At 39.3% G+C, this 22,420-nt stretch carries 18 protein-coding genes, 4 tRNA genes and 2 pseudogenes; 3 read left to right on the forward strand and 21 right to left on the reverse strand.

All coding sequences use genetic code 11. From position 1 onward, the window contains the following. Window positions 1-2 precede the first annotated feature (2 nt). Window positions 3-356, reverse strand: coding sequence for a YwqH-like family protein (locus tag ACFX4G_RS19525; RefSeq protein ID WP_377576317.1), 354 nt, complete (start codon window positions 354-356; stop codon window positions 3-5). Window positions 357-692: 336 nt separating this feature from the next. Here ACFX4G_RS19525 and ACFX4G_RS19530 point away from each other — a divergent pair, with 336 nt between their 5' ends. Further along, on the forward strand, window positions 693-2,825 hold the full coding sequence (locus tag ACFX4G_RS19530; RefSeq protein ID WP_377576320.1) for a GDYXXLXY domain-containing protein: 2,133 nt from the start codon (window positions 693-695) through the stop codon (window positions 2,823-2,825). Window positions 2,826-3,046: 221 nt separating this feature from the next. Here the strand turns inward: ACFX4G_RS19530 and abc-f are convergent, their stop codons facing one another. The 6 genes from abc-f to ACFX4G_RS19560 all read right to left on the reverse strand — a co-directional run bounded on the left by abc-f (window position 3,047) and on the right by ACFX4G_RS19560 (window position 10,852). After that, on the reverse strand, window positions 3,047-4,675 hold the full coding sequence (gene abc-f, locus ACFX4G_RS19535; RefSeq protein ID WP_377576323.1) for a ribosomal protection-like ABC-F family protein: 1,629 nt from the start codon (window positions 4,673-4,675) through the stop codon (window positions 3,047-3,049). Between the two features lie 370 nt (window positions 4,676-5,045). Next, entirely contained in the window at window positions 5,046-6,368 is a 1,323-nt protein-coding gene (gene melA, locus ACFX4G_RS19540; RefSeq protein ID WP_377576326.1) for an alpha-glucosidase/alpha-galactosidase, read from the reverse strand. A gap of 26 nt (window positions 6,369-6,394) precedes the next feature. Further along, complete coding sequence (locus tag ACFX4G_RS19545) at window positions 6,395-7,225, reverse strand: carbohydrate ABC transporter permease (protein ID WP_043983089.1); 831 nt, start codon at window positions 7,223-7,225, stop codon at window positions 6,395-6,397. Beyond that, window positions 7,225-8,157 (reverse strand): carbohydrate ABC transporter permease, encoded by a 933-nt coding sequence (locus tag ACFX4G_RS19550; RefSeq protein WP_013083531.1) that lies wholly within the window; start codon window positions 8,155-8,157, stop codon window positions 7,225-7,227. The genes ACFX4G_RS19545 and ACFX4G_RS19550 overlap by 1 nt, the downstream gene beginning before the upstream one ends. 89 nt (window positions 8,158-8,246) lie before the next feature. Then, the gene (locus ACFX4G_RS19555; RefSeq protein ID WP_377576329.1) at window positions 8,247-9,506 is read right to left on the reverse strand and encodes an ABC transporter substrate-binding protein; all 1,260 of its coding nucleotides are present in this window, start codon (window positions 9,504-9,506) and stop codon (window positions 8,247-8,249) included. Between the two features lie 311 nt (window positions 9,507-9,817). Continuing rightward, on the reverse strand, window positions 9,818-10,852 hold the full coding sequence (locus tag ACFX4G_RS19560; RefSeq protein WP_377576332.1) for a LacI family DNA-binding transcriptional regulator: 1,035 nt from the start codon (window positions 10,850-10,852) through the stop codon (window positions 9,818-9,820). A gap of 333 nt (window positions 10,853-11,185) precedes the next feature. Between ACFX4G_RS19560 and ACFX4G_RS19565 the strand changes: the two genes are divergently transcribed. Beyond that, on the forward strand, window positions 11,186-11,938 hold the full coding sequence (locus tag ACFX4G_RS19565) for a hypothetical protein (protein ID WP_377576335.1): 753 nt from the start codon (window positions 11,186-11,188) through the stop codon (window positions 11,936-11,938). Window positions 11,939-12,024: 86 nt separating this feature from the next. Here the strand turns inward: ACFX4G_RS19565 and ACFX4G_RS19570 are convergent. The 4 genes and pseudogenes from ACFX4G_RS19570 to ACFX4G_RS19585 form a co-directional block, all read right to left on the reverse strand. Then, window positions 12,025-12,327 (reverse strand): annotated as a pseudogene (locus ACFX4G_RS19570) (alpha/beta fold hydrolase); the annotation flags it as partial. Window positions 12,328-12,611: 284 nt separating this feature from the next. Continuing rightward, window positions 12,612-13,748, reverse strand: coding sequence for a glycerate kinase (locus ACFX4G_RS19575; protein WP_377576338.1), 1,137 nt, complete (start codon window positions 13,746-13,748; stop codon window positions 12,612-12,614). 22 nt (window positions 13,749-13,770) lie between these two features. After that, on the reverse strand, window positions 13,771-15,039 hold the full coding sequence (locus ACFX4G_RS19580) for a GntP family permease (RefSeq protein ID WP_377576341.1): 1,269 nt from the start codon (window positions 15,037-15,039) through the stop codon (window positions 13,771-13,773). A 127-nt stretch (window positions 15,040-15,166) separates the two neighbouring features. After that, window positions 15,167-16,267: a sugar diacid recognition domain-containing protein gene (locus ACFX4G_RS19585; RefSeq protein ID WP_377576344.1), complete on the reverse strand. Its 1,101-nt coding sequence runs from the start codon at window positions 16,265-16,267 to the stop codon at window positions 15,167-15,169. Between the two features lie 158 nt (window positions 16,268-16,425). Here ACFX4G_RS19585 and ACFX4G_RS19590 point away from each other — a divergent pair, with 158 nt between their 5' ends. Further along, entirely contained in the window at window positions 16,426-17,610 is a 1,185-nt protein-coding gene (locus ACFX4G_RS19590) for an iron-containing alcohol dehydrogenase (protein ID WP_043983104.1), read from the forward strand. Between the two features lie 32 nt (window positions 17,611-17,642). Here the strand turns inward: ACFX4G_RS19590 and ACFX4G_RS19595 are convergent. The 10 genes and pseudogenes from ACFX4G_RS19595 to ACFX4G_RS19640 all read right to left on the reverse strand — a co-directional run bounded on the left by ACFX4G_RS19595 (window position 17,643) and on the right by ACFX4G_RS19640 (window position 22,350). Beyond that, window positions 17,643-17,992 (reverse strand): annotated as a pseudogene (locus tag ACFX4G_RS19595) (DUF805 domain-containing protein). Between the two features lie 160 nt (window positions 17,993-18,152). Next, window positions 18,153-19,154 (reverse strand): DUF3231 family protein, encoded by a 1,002-nt coding sequence (locus ACFX4G_RS19600; RefSeq protein ID WP_377576347.1) that lies wholly within the window; start codon window positions 19,152-19,154, stop codon window positions 18,153-18,155. A gap of 255 nt (window positions 19,155-19,409) precedes the next feature. Further along, on the reverse strand, window positions 19,410-19,688 hold the full coding sequence (locus ACFX4G_RS19605) for a hypothetical protein (protein ID WP_028408159.1): 279 nt from the start codon (window positions 19,686-19,688) through the stop codon (window positions 19,410-19,412). Between the two features lie 470 nt (window positions 19,689-20,158). Continuing rightward, complete coding sequence (locus tag ACFX4G_RS19610) at window positions 20,159-20,569, reverse strand: hypothetical protein (protein ID WP_043983110.1); 411 nt, start codon at window positions 20,567-20,569, stop codon at window positions 20,159-20,161. Between the two features lie 480 nt (window positions 20,570-21,049). Continuing rightward, window positions 21,050-21,256 (reverse strand): hypothetical protein, encoded by a 207-nt coding sequence (locus ACFX4G_RS19615; RefSeq protein WP_016766132.1) that lies wholly within the window; start codon window positions 21,254-21,256, stop codon window positions 21,050-21,052. A 48-nt stretch (window positions 21,257-21,304) separates the two neighbouring features. Further along, complete coding sequence (locus ACFX4G_RS19620) at window positions 21,305-21,652, reverse strand: hypothetical protein (RefSeq protein WP_025753676.1); 348 nt, start codon at window positions 21,650-21,652, stop codon at window positions 21,305-21,307. A 211-nt stretch (window positions 21,653-21,863) separates the two neighbouring features. Beyond that, a tRNA-Glu gene (locus ACFX4G_RS19625) sits at window positions 21,864-21,935 on the reverse strand. Window positions 21,936-21,974: 39 nt separating this feature from the next. Then, window positions 21,975-22,051: transfer RNA gene (locus ACFX4G_RS19630), tRNA-Ile, on the reverse strand. Between the two features lie 69 nt (window positions 22,052-22,120). After that, window positions 22,121-22,213, reverse strand: a tRNA-Ser gene (locus tag ACFX4G_RS19635). A gap of 63 nt (window positions 22,214-22,276) precedes the next feature. Then, window positions 22,277-22,350 (reverse strand) — tRNA-Pro (locus ACFX4G_RS19640). Window positions 22,351-22,420 lie beyond the last annotated feature (70 nt).

Below are 22,420 nucleotides of genomic sequence, written 5' to 3' on the forward strand. Positions count from 1 at the left end.
CATCACACCTTATCTTTTGCTTCGTCTTCTTGCATTTTAATGGCGCGTTCCATCCCTTGTATATCTGATTGAAGCGCCGTAATTTTTGCATCAATTGTCGCAATGGCATCCGTCAGCTGACGGGTCAGCAAATCATCGTATTCGTCTAACATAGCGGTCCGGATGTCTTCAAACCCAACAGCAAGGCTGCCTGACCAAGTGGCGGAAGTGAGCTCTGGTTCTTTTACCTTTTCCTTTGCACCTTCAAGCTCTCCTTTGACTTCCGTTAACGTGTTTTTACTAGCCGTAAGCTGCTGGATATCTTCATGTGCCCGCTTCACTTGGGTATACAGATGAGCAACAAACATCTCATTCATATGATGACACTTCCTTTATATCTATCTCTTGGTTCTTCTAACAGTAATTCCCTTTTATAGCTTATCAAATAAAGAAAGAGAGCACATCGGCACGTTTTCTTATATTTTTTGGGAATAATGTAGGTTTTTAGTTCAATACCCACTCTTCAGGATAAAATAACCAAAACTATCTTACCATTGACAATTTATCAAGATTTTTGGACTACTTCGCTTGTTATTTCCACGCCACTAAAAGGCCTTTTTACACAATTTTTTTGTTAAAACGCATTCATTCTTTCTATTTCCAAATATTTAAACATGCGCTAGTATATACATAATATAAAGAGGAGGTTGAGTATGAGAGAAAAGCTCGTAAGACTCGGTTATTTACTGGGGTTGGCTCTTGTTTTGTCCGGCATTTTATATTTCTTTGCATCGAACTGGCAAGCCTTTGACCGCTACACTAAAATTGCGCTGAGCGTGGGGCTGATGCTGCTGTTTTATGGAAGTGCGTTTGCGGTGCGAAAGCTGCTTCCTCAGCAGGCGTTTTTAAGTCACTGGACGCTTTTGGCCGGCGCTCTTTCATTTGGATTAAGTATCGCGCTTCTTTCTCAAATTTACAACACGCACGCTGAATCGTACTGGCTGTTTTTAATTTGGCTTGTGCCGGTTATTTTGTTTAGCTTTTTTACAAAGTATCAGCCGTTTTACGTGTTATCGTTTGTTTTATTTCAATTCACCATGGCTTTTTTTATTTCACCAACAGGTGCAGTTTCACAGCGAGGCGAACACGAGACGCTTTTACTTTACGCAGGAATGGCGTTTGTGAACTTACTCATCTTTTGGATCATAAAAAAGAAACAGCGCTCGTCTCCTGTGATCATGTATGCGGCGTTTTGTTTGTTTCACTACATTTTTTTAACTGTTTCCCTGCCGGATTTCACAGGCAGCTCTAGCTTACGGATTGGTCTTATTATTTTTTATTTGCTGTTTTTACTAAGCTCCTTTTTTTATTTTTCAAAAGTGGAGCCGCAAAGGTCGTTTTTAGGGATTTCCATTGTGGCATTTGCTTTATTTGTTATTGAACAGTTTTTCTCTTTTATTTTTAAACACTACGCTGAATGGTCACTATTCTTAGCTTTAGGATTCGTGATTTTATTTATTGGTGCAAGCGTATGGTTTGTCAAATGGCTCACTGCCAACACGTCAGCACAAAAAACCTCGCTCCGCGTAATCAAACGAATAGCGGTGATTGGGATTACGGCCATTGCATCGGTGATCGGCAGCAGCTCTTTAGGAGGACTCATCACACTTATTACAGGAACGTACCCAACGAACGGAATGCTTGTGATCGGCGTTTTGTTGATTGTGGCATGTTATTTGATTAAAGCAGATATTCCAACGGTAAAATATACGCTTTTAATGATGGGCGTATTAATTAGCGGCGGCGCTTCTTTTTTTGTGAACGACATTCTGTTTTTTATCTACGTCATCGCACTTGTAGCGCTTTTAGTATTCACGAAGCATACGCCCGTTCGCCTGTTGCTTTTTGTGCTAGTGCAAGGGCTTCTGTTAATAAAGGTTCCGACTGCTTACTATGACACTATCAAAATACATTATGTGCTGCTCGCTTTGTTTCTATTAAATGCCGCTGTGTACGCGATAAACGTACACCACGCGTTTAAAAAAGCAGCGCTGCTTCTTGCTTTTATCTTTTTACTGTCGCTGACTGAATTAAGCGAACCGTCTTTTTTAAATATCATTTACTGCACGGTGTTTTTTGTGATTTCGACCGTCTTTTTATTTGTGACGGTACGAAAAGAGCCAAAATATGATTTTATTGTTGGCATGATTTTCTGGTTTGTTTTTTTAGCGATGAAATATTACGACTTTGTGTGGGATTTATTTAATAAATCACTTGTGCTCGTTATTTTAGGCCTGATCTTTCTTTTCCTAAGCAGGAAATGGGACCTGTCAACGCCTGATCAGCCGCAGTCGTCGTTTCTTGAACGCAGCCGAACCGCTGTATGGATCATCATTCTTGTTCAGCTCATTATTCTGGGCGGCATTTTCACTAAAAACGAAGTGCTTCTTCAAAACGGAAAAGAAATTAAGCTCGCTTTACAGCCGATCGATCCGCGCTCGCTGCTGCAAGGCGATTACGTTGAGCTGAATTACGACATTGCGCCCGTTACCTTACCTCATGTGAAAGACGGAGAAAAAGTGAAGCTCGTTCTTCGCCCTAACAAACAAGGTGTGTATGAATACGCAAAAATCTACCAAGCGGATGATGACTGGAATAAGCCGTATGTTTCTAAAGAAAAAGACGTTGTCATTACGGGCAGCTATCACGACTGGGGAATTCAGTACGGAATTGAGCATTACTTTATTCCAGAAGGAACCGGCAGCAAAGTGGAAAGCGAAGCTCGTTTTGCTACTGTACGCGTTGGAAAAAACGGAGATGCCATTGTTACAAAAGTAGGCAAATAAAAAAACAGCCGCTTCAACATTGAAGCGGCTGTTTTTTGTTTTAATTGATAAATACGCCAACGATCATCGTTAAAATAAGAAGCACAAAGAAAATAATGATTCCATAGCCAATCCATTTTATTCTTTTGGACGTTCCTTTTACATTCATATCCGTTATTTTTCCTTCAATACGCTTTTGATGTTCAGTAACATCATTGTATTCATTGTTAGGCGAAGTGATATTACCCTTCCTTTGTATTTAATCGTTTTCTTTCCTCTAACAGCTCTTCATATCTTTTTTCAAGCAGCTGCTTTTCTTTTCCTTCTGGCGTGATAGAAAGCTCGCTAATCACTTTTGTTACTTCTAGTTGAAGCGCAAGTTTCTCTGCTTCATTTTGCTGCTGTGACGCTTTTTTGCTTTGACCCGTATCTTCAATCGCCGCAAGCTCCGCTTTGGACTGTTTTAACGTCAAAACATGCGTCGCAAGCTTTTTAACAAAGTAGCGGTCGTGCGTCACAAATAAAATCGTCCCTGGATAAGCTTTTAACACTTCTTGAAGCGCTTCTTTTGTATGAAGATCAAGATAGTTGGTCGGTTCATCTAAAAGAAGAACGTTATAATTTCCTAAAAAGACTTTTGCTAATGCCGTTTTGACTCGTTCTCCTCCGCTTAGCATCTCTACTTTTTTATACACGTCTTCACGTTTGAAAAGTAAGCGCGATAGCACCGTACGAATAAACTGCTCGGTGTACGGACTGTCTTCTTTAATGTTTTCTAAAATGCTTTTAGCGGGATCTAGATTTTCAAGGCGCTGATGGAAAAAGCCGAGTTTTACAGGCTTCGCAACCGTGATTCCTTCTGTTCGCTGCTCAATCATATTCAGCAGCGTAGATTTTCCGGCGCCGTTTTTGCCGACAATCGCTACTTTCGCTCCTGGCTTCACACCGCCTTTTAGGTTTTGAAACAAGATATGATTACCAGCTGATGCTGAGACTTTGTCAAAGCTTAGTACCTGCTTGCTGTGCACTTGGTGAAACTGCGATAGGTCAAAATGAATTTCTTCCATTTCTTTTGGCTTTTCTTTTTTCTCCAGCTTTTCAATTCTTGTTTCAATCGCTTTTGCGCTTCTGTCTAGCTTCGCTTTTTGTTTTCCGACCGCTCGCTTATGAAGTCTCGCTTCAGAGTTGCCCATGCGGCTCGGCGCTTTTTTAAGCGACTTTGATTTTTGGCTTTTTTCTTCAGACGCCAGTTCAAGCCGCTGCTTTTCTTTTACATACTGTTCATATTCAAACTGCTGTCTTTCAACTGCGTGTTTTTTTTGCGTCACATATTCTTGATAATTCCCTTCATAACAGTGAATTTTGCCGCCTTCTACTTCCCAAATAGACGTACAAAGGCGGTTTAATAATTCTCGGTCATGTGAAATCAGCAGCAGACTGCCTGTAAAAGACTTCATTTCTTCTTCAAACTTCTCTACGCCTTTTACATCTAAGTGGCTCGTTGGCTCATCGGCTGCCAGTAGTTCCGCGCCGGACGAAAGAGCAGCTGCAATTTTCTTTCTTGTTTCTTCTCCTCCGCTAAGAAAGTCGGCTTCATTTGGCACACTCCACTGACTTTTCATCTCAGGAGAAACAGCCGATGTAGCTTGAATATCAAGCTGCGGAATCAATGAGGAACGGCCATATGTTTGCACAATTCCTTGATCTGGACTCATTTTTTTCATTAAAATATGAAGCAACGTCGATTTGCCTTCGCCATTTTTCCCCACAATTCCAATTCGCTCTCCGCGATGTACTTGAAGTTTCTCTGCTTGAAACAGCAGGCGATCTCCATAGCTTTTTTCAATATTTATAGCTTCTAACAATAACATAAAAAAACCTCCCTAGGATTTCTAGAGAGGATTAGAGGTCATAATTAGGCATACGCAAATATGCACCCTTTTTATAGAGTAAAAAAGGGAGAAATCACTTCATATAAGACATATAGAAATGGCACCTAAAAATGTACAGACTAATCCTATCTAGACAAATGTTCATTTAAAATAAAGTTTTAAAAGAATGTCTAAAAAAATAGGATTACTTATCCATTGTCTACGGTACCTTTCCTTTCTTAGTATAAAATGACTTACTTCTTACAGTGTATGATGAACATTTTTAAATGTCAATATCGATTTGGATGATATTCCCTTCTCTTCCTAAGCACAAAAGATCCTCAGCTGATCTCAGCCGAGGATTCTTTTCTTACACGTATTGGTTCACTTTCCCTGTAAAATCAGGCAGCCACTCGCCGTGGGCTTCAATTAAATCATCGCACATACGAATGATGTCATCCATAGATAATTCCGCATTTGTATGAGGATCTAGCATCGCTGCTTGATAGATGTGCTCTCTTTTTCTAGTGACCGCTGCTTCAATTGTTAGCAATTGCGTATTAATATTCGTACGATTTAACGCCGCAAGCTGCTCAGGTAAGTCTCCTACATAAGTCGGCATAATGCCGCTTCGGTCTACAATACATGGAACTTCTACGCACGCTTTTGTCGGCAGGTTACTAATTAAGCCCCCGGTATTTAATACGTTACCGGCAAATTTAAACGGCACGTTTGTCTCCATTGCTTCAATGATTCTAGAGCCGTACTCATGTGAACGTGTATGAGTTAACTGACTGTTGTTAACCATTTCTTCTCTCATTGATTCCCAATTGCTAATTTGCTCTTCGCATCGGCGCGGGTATTCATCCAGAGGGATGTTAAACTGATCAACAAGATTTGGATATTTATGTTTAATAAAGTATGGATGATACTCTGCGTTATGCTCAGACGATTCGGTAATATAATAACCGAACTTATCCATTAGCTCAAAACGCACCATATCGTGATGCTTTGTCTTTTGTTTTTCTTTTGCCAGACGCTTGATTTCTGGGTATAAGTCTTGTCCATCTCTTTTTACTTCTAGCAGCCATGCCATATGGTTAATGCCTGCGATTTTCTCTTGTATTCCTTCATGATTCATTCCGAGAGAATCAAATAAATCTTTTGTACATACTTGAACACTGTGACAAAGGCCTACCGCCTTTACTTTGGTATAGCGCAGCATTGCACCCGTTAGTGTTGCCATTGGATTGGTGTAATTTAAAAACAGCGCATCTGGACATACTTCTTCAATATCTTTTGCAAAATCAAACAGGACCGGAATCGTGCGCAGTGATCTGAAGATTCCTCCAATTCCTACTGTATCTCCAATCGTCTGACGCAAGCCGTATTTTTTAGGAATTTCAAAATCAATGACGGTGCTTGGTTTGTAACCGCCTACTTGAATGGCGTTAATCACATACTTTGCTCCTGTTAAAGCTTCTCTGCAGTTCAAATAGGCTTTAACTGTAATATTCACTTTGTAGTTTTCTTTTAGATTGTTTAGCATATTTTCCGAATCTCTTAAACGCTCAGCATCTATATCGTAAAGAGCAAACTCAAAGCCAGCTAAAGCAGGCACAAACATGCAGTCTCCTAAAATATTTTTTGCAAAAACTGTACTTCCCGCTCCGATAAATGTGATTTTAGACATTGTCATCTTCCTTCCTCGTATTGGTTTTATCCTTTTACAGATCCTGATGAAAGCCCTGCAATAAAGTATTTTTGTAGCACTAAAAATAAAATGGTCATTGGAAGCATCGCAATAATCGCAGCTGCTCCTACTAAGCTAAGATTATTTTGATTTTCGGCAAAAAAGCTTGCTAACGTAACGGTTAATGTATGCATTTCCTTATCTTGAAGGAAGAAAATTGCAAACTGATAGTCGTTCCAAATGTAGACGCTTGCAATAATTAAAATAGACGCAGTGACAGGCTTTAGCAGTGGAAATACGATTTTAAAGAAAATCGTTAACGTGCCGGCCCCATCAATTCTTGCTGCTTCCTCGAGCTCTTTAGAAATAGTGGAGCGAATGAAGCCCGCATACAAAAAGATCGTTAGCGGCAAAAATGCTGCGACATTATTTAAAATAGCAATTTGGTACGTGTTCATCATCCCCATATTCACAACCATTTTGTACAGCGGAACTAACGCTGTTAAAGGCGGTATTACCATCACGGCGATAAAGATAAAATAGACGTACTTATTTAGTTTCGTTTGGCGGCGCGCTAGAGGATACGCAGCCATTGATCCTAAAAAAATAAGCAGAACCGCCGAAACGAACGTAATGATAAACGTATTCATAAAAGAACTGCCTAAATTCGCTTGCTCCCAAGCCGCTGTGAAATTTTCAAGGTTTATGCTTTTTGGAAATACCCATTTGGAACTAAAATCCCCGGTTGCTTTTAAAGAAGTCGTAACAAGAATATAAAAAGGGACAATATGAACGAGCGTTATACAAAGAGCTAGAAAGGTAAAAAATCGCTTTTTCCGTTTATTTGTATAGTCCATCACGCTTCTGTCTCCTTTCGCTTAAAGTACACAAGTGCTGATAAGCTAATGACTAAGATAATGAGCGCCATGCACACACCTTGAGTTGCAGCATAGCCGGCGTCCTGTCTTCTAAAATATAAGTCATACATAAAAGTAGACATTGACTGCGATGCATCTCCAGGCCCTCCTCCTGTCAGTGCAACAATTACGTCAAACAGTTTTAAACCCCCAATAATATTTAAAACGACATTAATTGTAATCGAAGGCATAAGCAGTGGAAGCGTGATGTTTTTAAACTGCTGAAGAGCCGATGCTCCGTCAAGCTGCGCTGCCTCGTAATAATCTTTTGAAATACTTTGCAGCCCCGCTAAATAAATAATCATCGCAATTCCAACGAATTGATACGTATTGACGAACACGATAATCCAAGAGTTAAGCTCTGGAGTTCCCAAAGCATTAATCTTCTCAAAACCTAAAAATACAAGAAGGTCATTTAAAGCGCCTCCTTGGTAGGCAAAAAAGAAGTACCAGATATAACCCATAATAATTGGGCTGATAATAACCGGAAGGTAGACAATTGTTCTTGTTACAGCTTTCATTTTAATGCTTTGATTCAGAAGCAAAGCGTATAACAAGCCAATAATATTTTGAAAAATAGTACTGCCTATTCCGTAGAGCAGCGTATTTTTTATCACAAGCCAAGTCGTTGGATCTGCAAGCAAACGTTTATACTGCTGGAGCCCAATCCAATCATATGTTTGTGAAAATCCATTCCAATTAGTAAAGGAAAGTCTAATTCCGTTAATAAAAGGATAGATAATAAAAACGGTGATAATTACTAAGCCGGGAAGGTACATCCACCATAAAGAGGACTCTGTTTTTAATTTTTTCTTTCGTTTTTTCGTATCTCTTACTACAGAAACCGGCTCTTTCCTGACTAATTCATTCATCGTGTTCACTCCTATTTCAGCTTGTGTTGAAAAGAAGCAGAAGCCTATCTACCTGCTTCTCGGCGAACAAGGAACTTTTGCACACTATTTTATTGTTTACTGAGACGCTTGTACTCTTTTTCCATCTCTTTTGATAATTGCTTTGGCGTTAAACTTCCCGCTAGCAATTCTTGACCTGTAGAAGACATCACTGCCCACATACCGCTCGGTAAATACTTTCGGTCGAAGTATGGCTCAACTTTAATATCGCTATACTTATCGTAGTATTCAGAGTAGTAGTTTTGTGTTTTATTGTTTGTCAGAGCCGATGCTGAAGACGTTCCTTCGGCAATCTTTTTGGCAACTTCGGGCTGTGACACAAATTCAATAAATTTCTTGGCTTCTTTAAGGTGCTTAGAATCTTTCCACGCAGCAAGGGTAAAGCGCTCTCCGCCGATCCAGCTTTGCGTACCGCCTTTATGAATAGCAGGCACCGGTACTGTTCCTACTTTTACTTCAGGATTTAATTCTGTTGCATCCGGTCCAAGAGATCCGCCCACAAATGTGAAAGCAATTTTATTTTGAGCCATTAATTCCGTTGCTTGAGATACTTTTGCGGTTAATACATCTTCATTCAGCAGCCCTTTTTTCTTCATTCCTGCCATTGTTTCCGCTAGCGGCGTGTAGTTTGACCAATTAAACGTTCCTTTTTCCAACTGCTTAGCGTAGTTCTTATTTTTTGCTGTAATAAGCTGAGGTGTAGCCAGCTGATCAAACACTTGAGCAATATTGCCATTTTCCCCTCCCGGGATCCATAGAGGCGCTATTTCTCCTTTGCTCTTCTTTTTTACTGTTTCTAATGCTGTTATAAACTCATCCATTGTGTTAGGAGGCTTTATTCCGTATTTTTCTAACAGCGTCGCATTATAGCTAATTCCATCTTTTGCTTGATTTAAAGGATACGCATACACTTTGCCGCTTTTATCTTTTAAAATTTGATTTAGCGCCGGATCCAAATGCTGAACCCAATCCATATCTTTTAAATCTGCTACATATTCCCCGTAGCGAAGCTGAGACCAGCCGTGCGTATCAAATAAATCCGGCATATCATTTGCACCCATTTTCACACGAAGCATATCTTCATAGCCGTTACCCGGAAAATTCGCATCAATTTTAATATCTGGATTTTGTTTTTCAAATTCTGCAATCGCATTTTGAAGCGCTTTTCTCTCCCCTTTATTACTCATCGTAGAAAAAAGCGTTAGCGTTGTTTTCCCATTTCCGCCTGTTGCCGCTTCTTTATTTCCGCAGCCCGCTGCCACAACAGAAAAGACTAGTAATAGAACGAAAAGATACGTAAGCTTTTTCATTTATCTTTTTTCCTCCTTATACTCTATCAAGACATAAATAACTGAATATTCAGTTATTTATACATAGACAAATTCATTGCACAACGAAATAAAGTCACTTATAATTTAATCCTATACTTTTACAAAGGTTCAAAGAGTCCTAGAGATGAAAAAGCTTTTTCATTTACATACTTATCTGCCAATAAGTATGTAGTTTCTAGGGCTTTTTAACCTGCTTTTTCTATGGTTTTTTCTATTTTTCTTCCCCCTCATCACTCTTTATGTATGAATTCTTCTTTTCTATCACCCCCTTTCAAGTTATAGCTTTTAGGCTACTGTTTTTTGAGTAAGGCTCCGCAGCTTTCACGATAAATTAATTTAGTCGGCACCATGACTTTTAAAGGAACGGATCTGCCGCTTAACCGATCTACTAGCATTTTAACAGCCTGCCTTCCCATTTCTTCAGTATATACTTTAACCGTTGTGAGCGGCGTGCTCGCAAATGCTGCGATGTCCACATCATCAAAGCTTACAATCGCTACGTCTTCAGGAACCTTTATATTTGATTGCTGCAGGGCACGCATTGCTCCTATCGCCATTGCATCACTTGCGATAAAAAATGCCTCCGGAAGATTTCCTTGCTTAATCGCTTGTCCCATCAGCTCATAGCCTTCAGTCATTGAGTACTCTCCTATATAAACTTTCTCAGAATCGAGCAGGCCTTTTTCATGCATAACGCGTTCAAAAACCGTTTGACGCTGATCTTCAATAATAGAACTTCCATTGATATAATGTTCTCTTTCTGTCCCTCCGATATAGCCAATTCTTTTATAACCGAGGTCAAATAAATGATTTAATGCGTGTTTAGTAGCTTCCTCAAAATCAATCATGACCGAATCGTACAAATCCTCATCCGCTTTGTGATTAATAAAAACAATAGTATCTAAATGATTGCTCACTTCTTGAACCGTTTCTGGACTAACTCTTCCCACTACAATCACTCCATCAAGATCCTGCAGCATCTCTTCTTGCTTCATGCCTTTTAGCCTAAATGACTTTACTGTAAAAATTTCTTTTTCTACGCATTCACTTTCTATTCCATGGCGAATAGAGGAGAAAAAAGGGTCTACTAACTCTTCTTCAAGGGATTGAGCAAAAATAATACCTATTTGAGGAGCTTCTATATCCTTTCCGTTTGCCGTTCCTTTTCGTATCTTCACGGGCGTATATTGCAGCTCTTTGGCTGCATGGAGAATGCGTTCACGAGTAACCTCAGATACAGAAAGCGTATGATCATTATTTAGTACTCTGGATACAGTTGAACTGGAAACATTAGCGTACGCCGCTACATCTTTTAAAGTTGCCATCTTTTTACCTCTCTATTACAATCTTCTATTTTTACTAAATATTTATCTCTTATATTGGAAGAATAGCACATTAATAAAACGCTTTCAATAAATAATTTTAAAATTTCAGTAAATTCATTAAAATATTCTCTAAAATTCTTCATTTATTTTGTTAGTTTCGCCGTTAAAATGACAAAAAAGCCGCTATTACTACTTTATTTTTATCACACCGAACTAAAACTTAAGTAAACTTTTAGTAAATATTAATTTTCGTAAGAATTTGTTCATATTTGATATAAAACGGTTTGTTGGGGAAAATAAAAGAAGAAATAGTGATAAAGAAAGAGAGAGCCTATGATTAGCGAACATTCTTATTTTCAACAATGTCTGCATGCCATTCAACAATTGCATGATATGAATTTTACGAAAGAACAGCTGTTGCAAAAAGACTTTTTAATCGCTCAAGAACGGGAACTAAGCATGTACTACTCGCCCCATAACGATTACATAAATCCAGACGCTCATATTGTCATTGCCGGCATCACACCAGGCTGGTTTCAAATGAAAACTGCTTTTAAACAATGCGTTTCCAGCCTATCTCATCATCAGCTTGAACAAGTACTGTACGAAACAAAAAAAGCAGCTAGCTTTAGCGGAACGATGAGAGTCAATTTAATAGACATGTTAGATCAATGCGGAGTTGCAAAAGTCATGGGCATTAACGGTGCCGCTGAGCTATTTGCTTCACAGAGAGATTTGCTGCATACAACGTCCGTACTGAAATATCCTGTGTTTTATAAAGGAAAAAACTACACGGGACATCAGCCACCAATCGAACGATCAGCGCTTCTTTCTCGCTATGCCTTTGAAGTGTTTCCACATGAATTGAGCGAAATAAAGAATCCATGCTTAATCGTTCCACTAGGAAAAGCGGTTGAGAATGTTTTAAGAAAGCTTTCAAATGAACCTTCGTTTTCTCGGCATACGTATTTATTTGGCTTTCCTCATCCATCTGGAGCAAACGGACATCGAAAACGGATATTTGAAGAACACCTAGGTGAATTTACGGAAATTGTGGAGGGGTGGGCTGTAAAAAGAAAGAGCTGAAAATAGTTTCAGCTCTTTTTTTGCTATAATTATGTAAAAATACGCCTACACGGAGGTCCGCTTTTATGTTAACAAATTTAGAAGAATACACTATTTTCTACCGTCCGTTTTTTATTCGTAATGTCACTCCATCCGTATCCAAATGGTTCTACTACCACAACTTTATTATCCTTCGACAGTTCATTTACTAACGGTTCAAAATCCAGTGCAGGCGCAGTCGTTCCCAACCCGCTTAGTAGTACAATCGTATTTTCCCCTCTACCTTTTGTATATACATGAATGCTTCTGCCATCAACCTCTACTAATTGACCAATAGGCGGATACTTTTTCTTTTCTACTGCCGTTATAACTTGATTCGTTACAACCCAAATGATGCATATCCCTAACATAGCTACTATCATGTTTCGTAAAATTCTCAAGAACCTAAACTTTTTTTGCACGTTTACCTCTCCTTTCCGTAAGTAGCATTTAACAAGCAGATGCCCATGCTAGTGAATCTTTGTAACTGCTTACTTACTGTGACGCTTCAGAAAACGTTTAGTTCTATTTCCTATATAAAATTTAAAAGAATGATAGCAGCTTACTTCAGCACTAAACGAAAAAAAAGGCCTCTTTCATCAGAAGAGACCTTTTACTATTTATTAAAAAGAGAACAATAAAAACTGTAACCCCTTTACTTTACGCCTAAGCGTATAACTGACGCTACGTTTTTAGCCGTTCTTTCAATATTTTCATCAGCTTTTTCTAGCGCTTCCGGAAGAGTCACTGCCCCGGGCACGACGCTGAATAAAGCCGAAATACCGTGTTCATACACAGCTTCGCTTCCCGCTCCAATGCTCCCTGCTATTGCTACCACAGGAACGCTATGCTTTTTTGCTGTTTTGGCTACGCCGATGGGTGTTTTTCCGTAAATGGTTTGTCCATCTATTCTTCCTTCACCGGTAATGACAAGGTCAGCATCTTTAATATAGCTTTCTAGCTGAGTTGCTTCAATGACAATGTCTACACCTGGCTTTAACTCCGCAGATAAAAATGCCAGCAGGCCCCCTCCTAGTCCTCCTGCCGCCCCGGCACCAGGAACGTTCTGAATATGAATATCCATTTCTTTTTCAATAACTGCTGCGTAATGAGCTAGATTACGGTCAAGCTGTTTAACCATATCAGGAGTTGCGCCTTTTTGAGGGCCAAATACCGCAGATGCTCCGGTTTCACCCGTTAACGGATTGTCTACATCGCAAGCCACTTCTACTTTGACTTCAGCAAGCCGGGAATCCAAGTTTGTCAGATCAATAGCAGCTAACTGGTTTAAACTGCCGCCTCCTTCTTTTATTTCTGCTCCGTTAGCATCAATAAGCTTTGCCCCTAAAGCTTTTGCCATACCGGCTCCTCCATCATTTGTAGCACTTCCTCCGATGCCAATAATGATATGCTTCACTTTATGATCTAACGCTTTGAGAATGAGCTCACCGGTTCCTCGCGTTGTTGTGATAAACGGATTGCGTTTATCCACCGGAACATGCTGAAGGCCTGAAGCGGCTGCCATTTCAATAACAGCCGCTTTGCCGTCTCCAAGAATTCCATAAAAAGCTTCCACCTCTTTACCTAAAGGTCCCGTTACTTTAGCTTGTATGATTTGTCCGCCCGTCGCGTCCACAAGCGACTGAACGGTTCCTTCTCCTCCGTCTGCCATAGGTACTTTACTAATCTCCGCGTTAGGAAAATGAGTTCTTATTCCTTTTTCAACCGCTTCACAAACGTTCAGAGCTGTTAAGCTTTCTTTAAATGAATCCGGCGCAATCACAATTTTCATGCGTAAACACTCCTTTTAGTTTTTAGCCATATAGCTTTAATACACCAAATATCAGCGTGGATACAATTGCCATAATGAGTCCAATAAGCGATTCGTAAGGGATTAATTTTAAACGTTCTTTTATTTTCATATTTACACTTCCGCCCGTTGCGTGGAAAAAGCTTCCGTGCGGGAGGTGATCAAGTACGGTCGCCCCGGCATGAACCATAGCAGCTCCGGCTAAAGTAGAAACGCCTAGCTCTAAAATTGTCGATCCAAAAACTTGGCTTGCGACTGCTGTTCCTGCCGTTGTCGAAGCAGTTGCCGCTGACATAAAGATACCTGAAACCGGAGCTAAAACATAAGCTGGCAATCCAATGGCAGACAAGCCTTGAATAATAACGTCTTTTAGCTGAGAGTTAGCAATAATACCTGCTAATGTCCCCGTTCCAAGTAGCATAATGGCTACACCTGACATTTTTCCTAATCCAGAAATAGCATATGTATTAAGCTGTTTTCCTTTTTTCATCACAATAGCACCAACAATTCCTCCTGCAGGAAGCGCAACCATTGGATCAATATTAAGATCAAAAAGCGGTCGCAGCGCCAGCAGCACGATGGTAACAATGGGAGCTATGATGGCCGTTAAAAAGAGCGGCAAGCTGCTTGCATCCACTGTATCTATTTCTTCAGCTTGAACCATTGTTCCTTTTTTCACTAATCGTTTGGCTACTAGATAAGTGACCGCTACGCCAAATACAGCGGGAATAATTCCTGCAGCCATCACGGATGTAAGCGGAATATTAAATGCATCCGAAGCAGCAATAGCGTTAGGATTAGGAGACATTAAATTTCCTGCCTTTCCTCCTCCAATCATTGCTAATAAAATAGCAGGCTTTGACATACCCGTACGTTTAGCAATGGCTAAAGCAATAGGCGCCACTGTGATCACAGCCACATCAACAAACACACCTACTGTCGTAAGAATGAGTGTGGCTAGCGCTAGAGCTAAAAGCGCTTTTGTTTCCCCTAGTTTTTTTACAATGGTTTCTGCTATAACCGCTGCAGCACCCGATTCTATTAATACGCCGGCCAATATACCAGCTGCAAGAATCCGCAGCACTGCGGGAATGATGCCTTGTGCCCCTTCAATCATTAAATTAACGGTATCAGCAGTATTAACTCCGCCAATCAGTCCGCCAATTAAAGCTCCGGCTATCATTCCGTATGCGGGAGCCACTTTCTTTAAGATTAATATAATAGCAATTACTAATGCACAAATCGCGCCTAACGCGCTTACTTGAACGTCCATAAAACCATCCCCTTTCTTATTTCTCCTGTCCTTAACGTTAATTGTAAGCGCTATCTTATATTCTTTCATTAGTCACTTCAACAGAAAAAGACCTCACTATCGCAAGATCTTTTATGCACGTGCACAATTATGAAATTTTAGATAGCAGTAGCGCTACATACAGTTCAAGAAGATCTTTGACTTTTCTTGGATCTTTTCCCGTAATGCTTTGGATTTTATCTAGACGGTAGCTTAGCGTATTTCGATGTATAAAAAGCTTTTTAGCTGCTGTGCTTCCTTCGCCATTTTCTTGTATGTAGACCGTTAACGTTTCGATAAGTTCTTTTTTCTTATCGTATTCCTTAAGCTTTTCATAGTGATGCAACAGTTCATGATTTTCTTGAAAACCGGCGCTTTGACGTAACAGCACGGGAATTTGATAATCCGAATAGCAGTAGAAAACAGCTTCTGGGTGAAGCTTTGAACCGACGGCAAGCGTATCTTTTGCCTGCTGATAAGATACATGAAGGCCTTTAAAGTCAGCTTGAACAGATCCTGCCGCTAACTTACACACCATACCAGACGCCCGAAGCTGTTTTTCCAGCTGTTCCGCATAGCTGCTAGCGCTGCCTGCTTCTGTAGATTTTAATATGACCACTCCGTCTGGAAGCATAGCGTATAGGTCATTGTTAGCTATGTATTTCTTTACAAGCTTCATAACTTCATGGCGATTGTCCGCTGTAACAATCAGTGCCACTCGTGGAAGGTATAAATTAATATCAAAGCGGTTCGCTCGGTCAAAAAATAAAGAGTCAAACGGCTCTTCTTGCTGAAGAAGCTGATGAACCACCTCTTCTTTTAATCGCTCATCCCATTGAATTTCCTCTATTAAAATCATTTCTTGAAAAATCATTTCAGCCGCCATGCGCACGAGTTCTCCGTAATTACGAATCTGTTCTGGCAGTCCTGTTAATCCCACGACTCCAACAATTTCTCCGTTAAAGAAAATAGGCAAATTCACGCCCGGTTTGGCCCCGCGCAGCGAGTCAGCCTGCTGTTGAGTAATTTCGTAGGAACTGCCGCTTTTTAATACCATCAACGCTCCTTCGTGGATTTGATTCATTCGCTTTTTGTCACCCGAACCAATAATGACTCCTTTTTCGTTCATCACGTTAATGTTGCAATCAATAATCTCCATCGTTCTACACACAATTTTCTGAGCTAATTCTTTTGTTACGTATCTCAACATTTCCTCATCCTTTGCCTCTGTGAAGTAAAGCTCAATTTTTTCGTGACAGCTAATTTGTATTCAATGAAAAATTTGCAATACTTCATTATAATATACGTAGAAGCAAAACCACATCTTTGAAACCGCCAACAAAACAGTGCCTATAGGAGGATAAAAGAATGACTGTGTCAAAACTAGTTTTTACCCCTCTTAGCTATACAGGATGGGGATCACTTCAGCAACTGCTTCCGGAAGTAAAAAAATATCACCCTGCTCATATTTTAATTGTCACAGATCCCGTGTTAAAAGACATTGGACTTGTGGATAAAGTGAGTTCTCCCCTCATTAAAAATGGATACGAAGTAGATGTATATGCAGATACGGCACCAGAACCGCCTTTAGCACTCGGTGAAAAACTCGTATCCTACGCAAAAAGCCGAAAATTTGATTTAGTCATTGGGGTTGGCGGCGGCAGCGCGTTAGATTTAGCAAAACTTACGGCCGTTTTAGCCGTTCACGACGGCGCTGTAGAAGAATACTTGAACTTAACTGGTACAAAACAAATTTCAAAAAAAGGTCTTCCTAAAATTTTAATTCCCACAACTTCCGGCACGGGCTCAGAAGTAACGAATATTTCTGTATTATCTCTTGAAAGCACCAAAGACGTTGTGACCCACGACTATTTGCTTGCAGACGCTGCGATTGTAGATCCTGAGCTTACGCTAAGCGTGCCTTCTAAAGTAACGGCGGCTACAGGGGTTGATGCATTAACTCATGCCGTTGAAGCTTATGTATCAGTAAATGCAAATCCAGCAACCGATGCCTTAGCACTAAAGGCTATACGCATGATTAGCTCTTCTTTGCGAACAGCTGTAGAAAATGGCAAAGATAAAGAAGCGCGAACTCAGATGAGCTACGGAAGCTATTTAGCGGGCCTTGCTTTTTTTAACGCTGGTGTTGCTGGTGTTCATGCGCTTGCTTATCCGTTAGGTGGACAGTTTCATATTTCACACGGTGAATCAAACGCCGTATTGCTTCCATATGTGATGGGTTACATACGCAGCAGCTGTGTGGAAAAGATGCGAGATATTTTTGAAGCACTGGGCGGAAACGCTAACTCTTTATCAACAGAAGAAGCTTCTTATCAGTGTGTAAAACAGCTGCAGTCACTTGTCGAAGACGTAGGCATTCCTCAAACCCTTCGCGGATTTGATATTCCAGAAAGTGCCCTTCAAAAGCTGACAGAAGATGGCGTCCAGCAAAAACGAATTCTCGCTCGCAGTCCTTTGCCTCTTCTTGAAAAAGACATCCGAGCTATTTACCAATCGGCGTATGATGGTGCTATAGTAGAACCTGTGCACTAAAAAACTCCCCCTTGTGTAAGGGGGAGTTCTATTTATGCTGCTTTAGCCGTTGTACCAAAACGATTCTCTTTTGGATCGCTAGGCTGGCAGAATAAAATAATCAGCCAAATACTTCCGATTAATGGAACTAATGTAATGGGCTGCCACCATCCGCTTTTTCCCATATCGTGGAGCCTTCTTGCTCCTACCGCTAACGAGAAGGGACTGCAATCAATAGCGAATAGATTACCGGCAGAAAAAGAGGCTTATCAATAACGAGCTGAATGAAAGAAAGAATAAATGAAATAACAAAGTTGACCAATACAAACATCCAGTATTCAGTTCGGCTTGCTCTGCCAGAAAACGTCCCGTAATTTTTCAACACTTTTATGTACCACTTCATATGCAACAACCTCCCTTTTTAGTATAAAATTGTAAATTTATAGTTTATATATCCTTTTTATTCAAAAAACAAACCGTTAAACGAACAAATAACGACATTTTTTATGCAAAAGAAAAAACTTCTTTCAAAAAAAGAAGTTTTCGTAATGTATTATGCTTTTCTATTTAATCAAATCATTTCGGTCTTCCATACTTGGCGGTTCTTCAAGCCATCCGTTTTTAGCCATGATTTTTCCCCCGTCTTGTCCGTATGTTAAAATGTCTTTGGCGGTACTGACAAGAGTAAGAGGAAGATCTCCACGTAAACTAAACGCAGTGCCTAAAGCGTTGCTTCCCAGCCCGAAACTGCAGAATAAACTCACGCAGTACATCATTAGTTTATCTGAAAAGGGTGCTACTTTTGACTCGGTCGCTTTCGCTCCCCACGTCGCAGGCGTTTGGATATCGCTTTCCAAAAGAATTTTACTATAATCATTTACAATTTTCTTGGCTAACTTTTTTCCTTTTACAAAGTACTTCTTCACTTCAGGCTCACTTGCTACTTGAGCGAACCCTGTAATCATTTGCATGCCAAAAATGTTGCTTTCAATTGCGTAATAAATATGTGCTACCTCTACAGTATTTAATGCCCGTTTATTCGAAAATAAATGGATTCCATTCATGTAATCTGTGCCTTCAACAAACTTCGCTTTTTTAGGTACGGAAACAGCTGGAGGCCTTGGAAGCACGTTTTTATCCTGAAGATAATCTACACATTTGTCATAGCCATTTTGCGTGAAAGCGGTAAGCTTTTTATAGAGAGAGATTATGTCTTTTCTGTAGGACATGGTTAAATGAAGCGTATGTAGACCCATACTAATTTCTTTTAAAAGGCGAAGAAACATAATATCAAACATCTTATCATAGAGCTTAGGAACGCCTATATTTACATCTTTTTCTGTATATCCTACTGGTATGGAAGCCCCTTCATTCTGTAAAATTGTTTTGATATCTTCAATGTAGTTCACCACTTGCCTATGCGTATCCTGCATAATTTCCTTTGCCCCGTCATCTTCTGCCTGTGCAATAAAATATTCCAAAATTCTTTGGGTCATTGTTTTTTGCTGATAGGTCATCCAAAGAGTAGCAATTTCACTTGAACTTAACGGTATTTCTTGACTCATGCACTAAACCTCCTGCTAGGGATACATACGTAAATCTTCATTTATTCAAGAGTGGGTATCTGTAATGAAGACTTTATTCTAGACCTTAACATTCGTCCCCGCAGTCAGATACACAACTCTGTCTCTTCCTCAATTAATTCTGCTTCATTTACTATGCACAAATTGGAAGAATTCTATGTATTTACCCTCGCTTTTAAATGGAGGAAACAAAAAAAGCCCCCTCTCATTAAAGGCGCTTTTTCAAAGAAAACGTTTTTATTCCATCGTATCAGAAATTCTTTTGTAGCTTCCGCATTTTTTTAGATATTGAATAATATCTTGATCTTTTACACGCTGAATAGCTGATCCGAACAGTTCTGCTGCTACCTGCATGCGTTCATGTTTATGTTCAATGGTCATAATATATCGAAGCGCATCCACAACCGGTGCATTGTGACGTGTACGACGAGTTATGTACTCGTGAATGGCTTCATTTAACCCTTCCGATTCCGCTTGTTGAAACTCAGGTTTTCTTACTACTTGACTATATACCACTTTTTTACACTCCTTCTCCTCATTTTTAATCATTTTTATCTTTCTTTTATTTCCATTTCCCTAACAAAAAGGAAACAAAACATGCAATGTTAACTTTTTTTAGAGTTTTCTAGCAGATGCATGATGCATTTAAAAGAACATAGGTTTGATCCTTATAAGGAAACTATGATATATTTTTTGTCTATACAGACTATACACAGTAAGGAATGAGGTATTTAGATATGAATAAAGCTGAATTTATTGATGCTACAAAGGCTCCAGCCTTTAAGCCAGGAAAAGAATTTAAAGAAGCTGTTAAATAAAGAATCTAATGCTGGGTATAAAGTAAAACAAGCAGGCTCTTAATAATTAAGAATCTGCTTGTTCTGCTCTATATAAAGACTATTTCAGTAAGTTATTTTATTTTTTTCTAAAAAGATACATATCTAACGGCATATTAACAAGCAATAGATTAAGCTACTATATTTATTTTAATATACAGTTGAGCTAGATAGAATATCTTTATGAAAACGTACTGTTTCAGAACTATAAGTAGTCATATTTAGTACACTTTTTATAGAATATGAGATGAGGATACCCCCATCTTCCATTGTACTCACCCAATAAGGATGAAAGGGTATTAAAAAATAAAATCGCTTATCAAGTTTTTCTAAAACAAATGGTTCGGTAACATTTTTAGTTTCTAAATTACCAACAGAGACATCAATTTTATCACCTATTCTCATCCCACCATAACCCTCTATACAAATTTCAATAAATCCAGTTTCTTGAAGTAATTCTAATTCAGCTTCTCCGACGTAATCATATCTTTCTAGTATGTTCGTTCCATTTTTAATTGATTGACGTACAAAATCCCCGTCATAATAAAAAACAAATGGCAATTCTAAATCTTTTGAGTCAATAAGATTTTGTATGGTGATAGTACCAACTCCTTTATACCAACTCGTTTATTATTATAACATTATTGGCTATTCCAACGTTTTCTCTCATATTCTTGATATGTGCTTCCCTTTTAAATGTAGTCTACATGGGGATCAAAGCAAACTTATTTAGAATTAGCATTGTGAATCCCATTCAAAGCATAGCCAAACTACATACTCGAATGCAGCTACTCTGTCTTGGACTGTATTTTATCTTCCACTTTTTCTTTTAAATCAGAAGTAGACATGAAGAAAGAGACATTTTACAATAAGGTAAAAGTATACGAGGCAAGGAAGTAAAGTTTTCTTCGCTTCATAATTTTATTGGACGTCCTAACAAAATAAGTGACTCAACAGTTTGTTCATAATCAAGCTTATAGCTTCAATAAAATCACAGTTTTTTTAAAATACGTTGATTAAAAAAACACCCTGAGAGGATGTTTAATAGTTAGCTTGTAAAGCTTCACTCTTTTTCTTTAGTTTTTGACTTTCTTCTTCTAACTCAATAATTTTATTTTGGAGCTCTGTATTATCAAAGTCTTGCTCTAACTCTTCAGATAGCTTTATTCGCTGTTTATGAATTTCAATTCGTTGTTTAGCAATCGCTTCTACTTCTTTGTTTAATTGTAATTGTTCATATGGATTCATATAAATTCCTCCCTTACTTTCACTTTCAACACAAGAAGACAGATTCCTTTAAAATAAAGTCCAGTGAGTGTTCCCTATAAACATGCTAATGGCCCCAAACGCACTAGCAATAAAACTAAAATTCCATACAGTGCGCATCCAAACTGCTAAAGAACCATATGTCTTTTTAAAGGCTACTTCACGCATAAAGATGAGATAAAGAACTGTAAACCCATATACACCAAATGCTACCCATTGAAAAGTTTCTTGAATTTGTGGAACTATTAGAACAACTGCTACTAAAGCTACGGTGAAAATGAGGTTCACAATCATAAAGAAGCTGACGAAACGCATCCACTTAAATCCCTTTTCGTCTAATTCCGCAGCACCTTGGTTTTTTCGCTTTAATTCCTCCATTATTCATTACCCCTAGTATTCAGTTTTATCCATTATAGCACGTTATCCTAGTGTTATTCTTAAAGTACTAGTATCGTTATGTTCAAATTTCAGAGATTAGACTCAAAAATTTTGAAGTTTTCACATTAGAATTTTATACAGTCTCAATCAAAATCTGTAGTTATCTAACATAAATAAAAGAGCAGTTTGCATTTGCAAACTGCTCTTTCGATGACCCGTACGGGATTCGAACCCGTGTTACCGCCGTGAAAGGGCGGTGTCTTAACCACTTGACCAACGGGCCGTGATTGTTTTTTAAGTTTAACTTAACGGTTTGTTATACTGGTGGGCCTAAGTGGACTCGAACCACCGACCTCACGCTTATCAGGCGTGCGCTCTAACCAGCTGAGCTATAGGCCCATAATCCTCATATGTATCTAAAATGGCAGGGGCAGTAGGAATTGAACCCGCGATGATGATAAAAATAAATGGAGGAGGAAGAGGGATTCGAACCCCCGCGGGCTTTGACACCCCTGTCGGTTTTCAAGACCGATCCCTTCAGCCGGACTTGGGTATTCCTCCGATATTGTAACTGATGAACCTTCTACTCTAAACAATTAAACTAAGGTCCTATGATACTTCTGATCGGGAAGACAGGATTCGAACCTGCGACCCCTTGGTCCCAAACCAAGTGCTCTACCAAGCTGAGCTACTTCCCGTTTATGGCGCGCCCGAGAGGAGTCGAACCCCTAACCTTTTGATCCGTAGTCAAACGCTCTATCCAATTGA

Source organism: Priestia sp. YIM B13486 (assembly GCF_042787865.1).
GTDB lineage: Bacteria > Bacillota > Bacilli > Bacillales > Bacillaceae_H > Priestia > Priestia megaterium.

What these genes read in the sequence shown, in the direction of transcription:
- ACFX4G_RS19555 (WP_377576329.1), bottom strand. Translation starts at nt 9,506, where the DNA reads ATGAAAAAGCTTACGTATCTTTTCGTTCTATTACTAGTCTTTTCTGTT.
- ACFX4G_RS19585 (WP_377576344.1), bottom strand. Translation starts at nt 16,267, where the DNA reads ATGTTGAGATACGTAACAAAAGAATTAGCTCAGAAAATTGTGTGTAGA.
- ACFX4G_RS19615 (WP_016766132.1), bottom strand. Translation starts at nt 21,256, where the DNA reads ATGAATCCATATGAACAATTACAATTAAACAAAGAAGTAGAAGCGATT.
- ACFX4G_RS19565 (WP_377576335.1), top strand. Translation starts at nt 11,186, where the DNA reads ATGATTAGCGAACATTCTTATTTTCAACAATGTCTGCATGCCATTCAA.
- ACFX4G_RS19590 (WP_043983104.1), top strand. Translation starts at nt 16,426, where the DNA reads ATGACTGTGTCAAAACTAGTTTTTACCCCTCTTAGCTATACAGGATGG.
- ACFX4G_RS19575 (WP_377576338.1), bottom strand. Translation starts at nt 13,748, where the DNA reads ATGAAAATTGTGATTGCGCCGGATTCATTTAAAGAAAGCTTAACAGCT.
- ACFX4G_RS19580 (WP_377576341.1), bottom strand. Translation starts at nt 15,039, where the DNA reads ATGGACGTTCAAGTAAGCGCGTTAGGCGCGATTTGTGCATTAGTAATT.
- ACFX4G_RS19525 (WP_377576317.1), bottom strand. Translation starts at nt 356, where the DNA reads ATGAATGAGATGTTTGTTGCTCATCTGTATACCCAAGTGAAGCGGGCA.
- melA (WP_377576326.1), bottom strand. Translation starts at nt 6,368, where the DNA reads ATGTCTAAAATCACATTTATCGGAGCGGGAAGTACAGTTTTTGCAAAA.
- ACFX4G_RS19560 (WP_377576332.1), bottom strand. Translation starts at nt 10,852, where the DNA reads ATGGCAACTTTAAAAGATGTAGCGGCGTACGCTAATGTTTCCAGTTCA.
- ACFX4G_RS19550 (WP_013083531.1), bottom strand. Translation starts at nt 8,157, where the DNA reads ATGAATGAATTAGTCAGGAAAGAGCCGGTTTCTGTAGTAAGAGATACG.
- abc-f (WP_377576323.1), bottom strand. Translation starts at nt 4,675, where the DNA reads ATGTTATTGTTAGAAGCTATAAATATTGAAAAAAGCTATGGAGATCGC.
- ACFX4G_RS19620 (WP_025753676.1), bottom strand. Translation starts at nt 21,652, where the DNA reads ATGGAGGAATTAAAGCGAAAAAACCAAGGTGCTGCGGAATTAGACGAA.
- ACFX4G_RS19530 (WP_377576320.1), top strand. Translation starts at nt 693, where the DNA reads ATGAGAGAAAAGCTCGTAAGACTCGGTTATTTACTGGGGTTGGCTCTT.
- ACFX4G_RS19600 (WP_377576347.1), bottom strand. Translation starts at nt 19,154, where the DNA reads ATGAGTCAAGAAATACCGTTAAGTTCAAGTGAAATTGCTACTCTTTGG.
- ACFX4G_RS19545 (WP_043983089.1), bottom strand. Translation starts at nt 7,225, where the DNA reads ATGGACTATACAAATAAACGGAAAAAGCGATTTTTTACCTTTCTAGCT.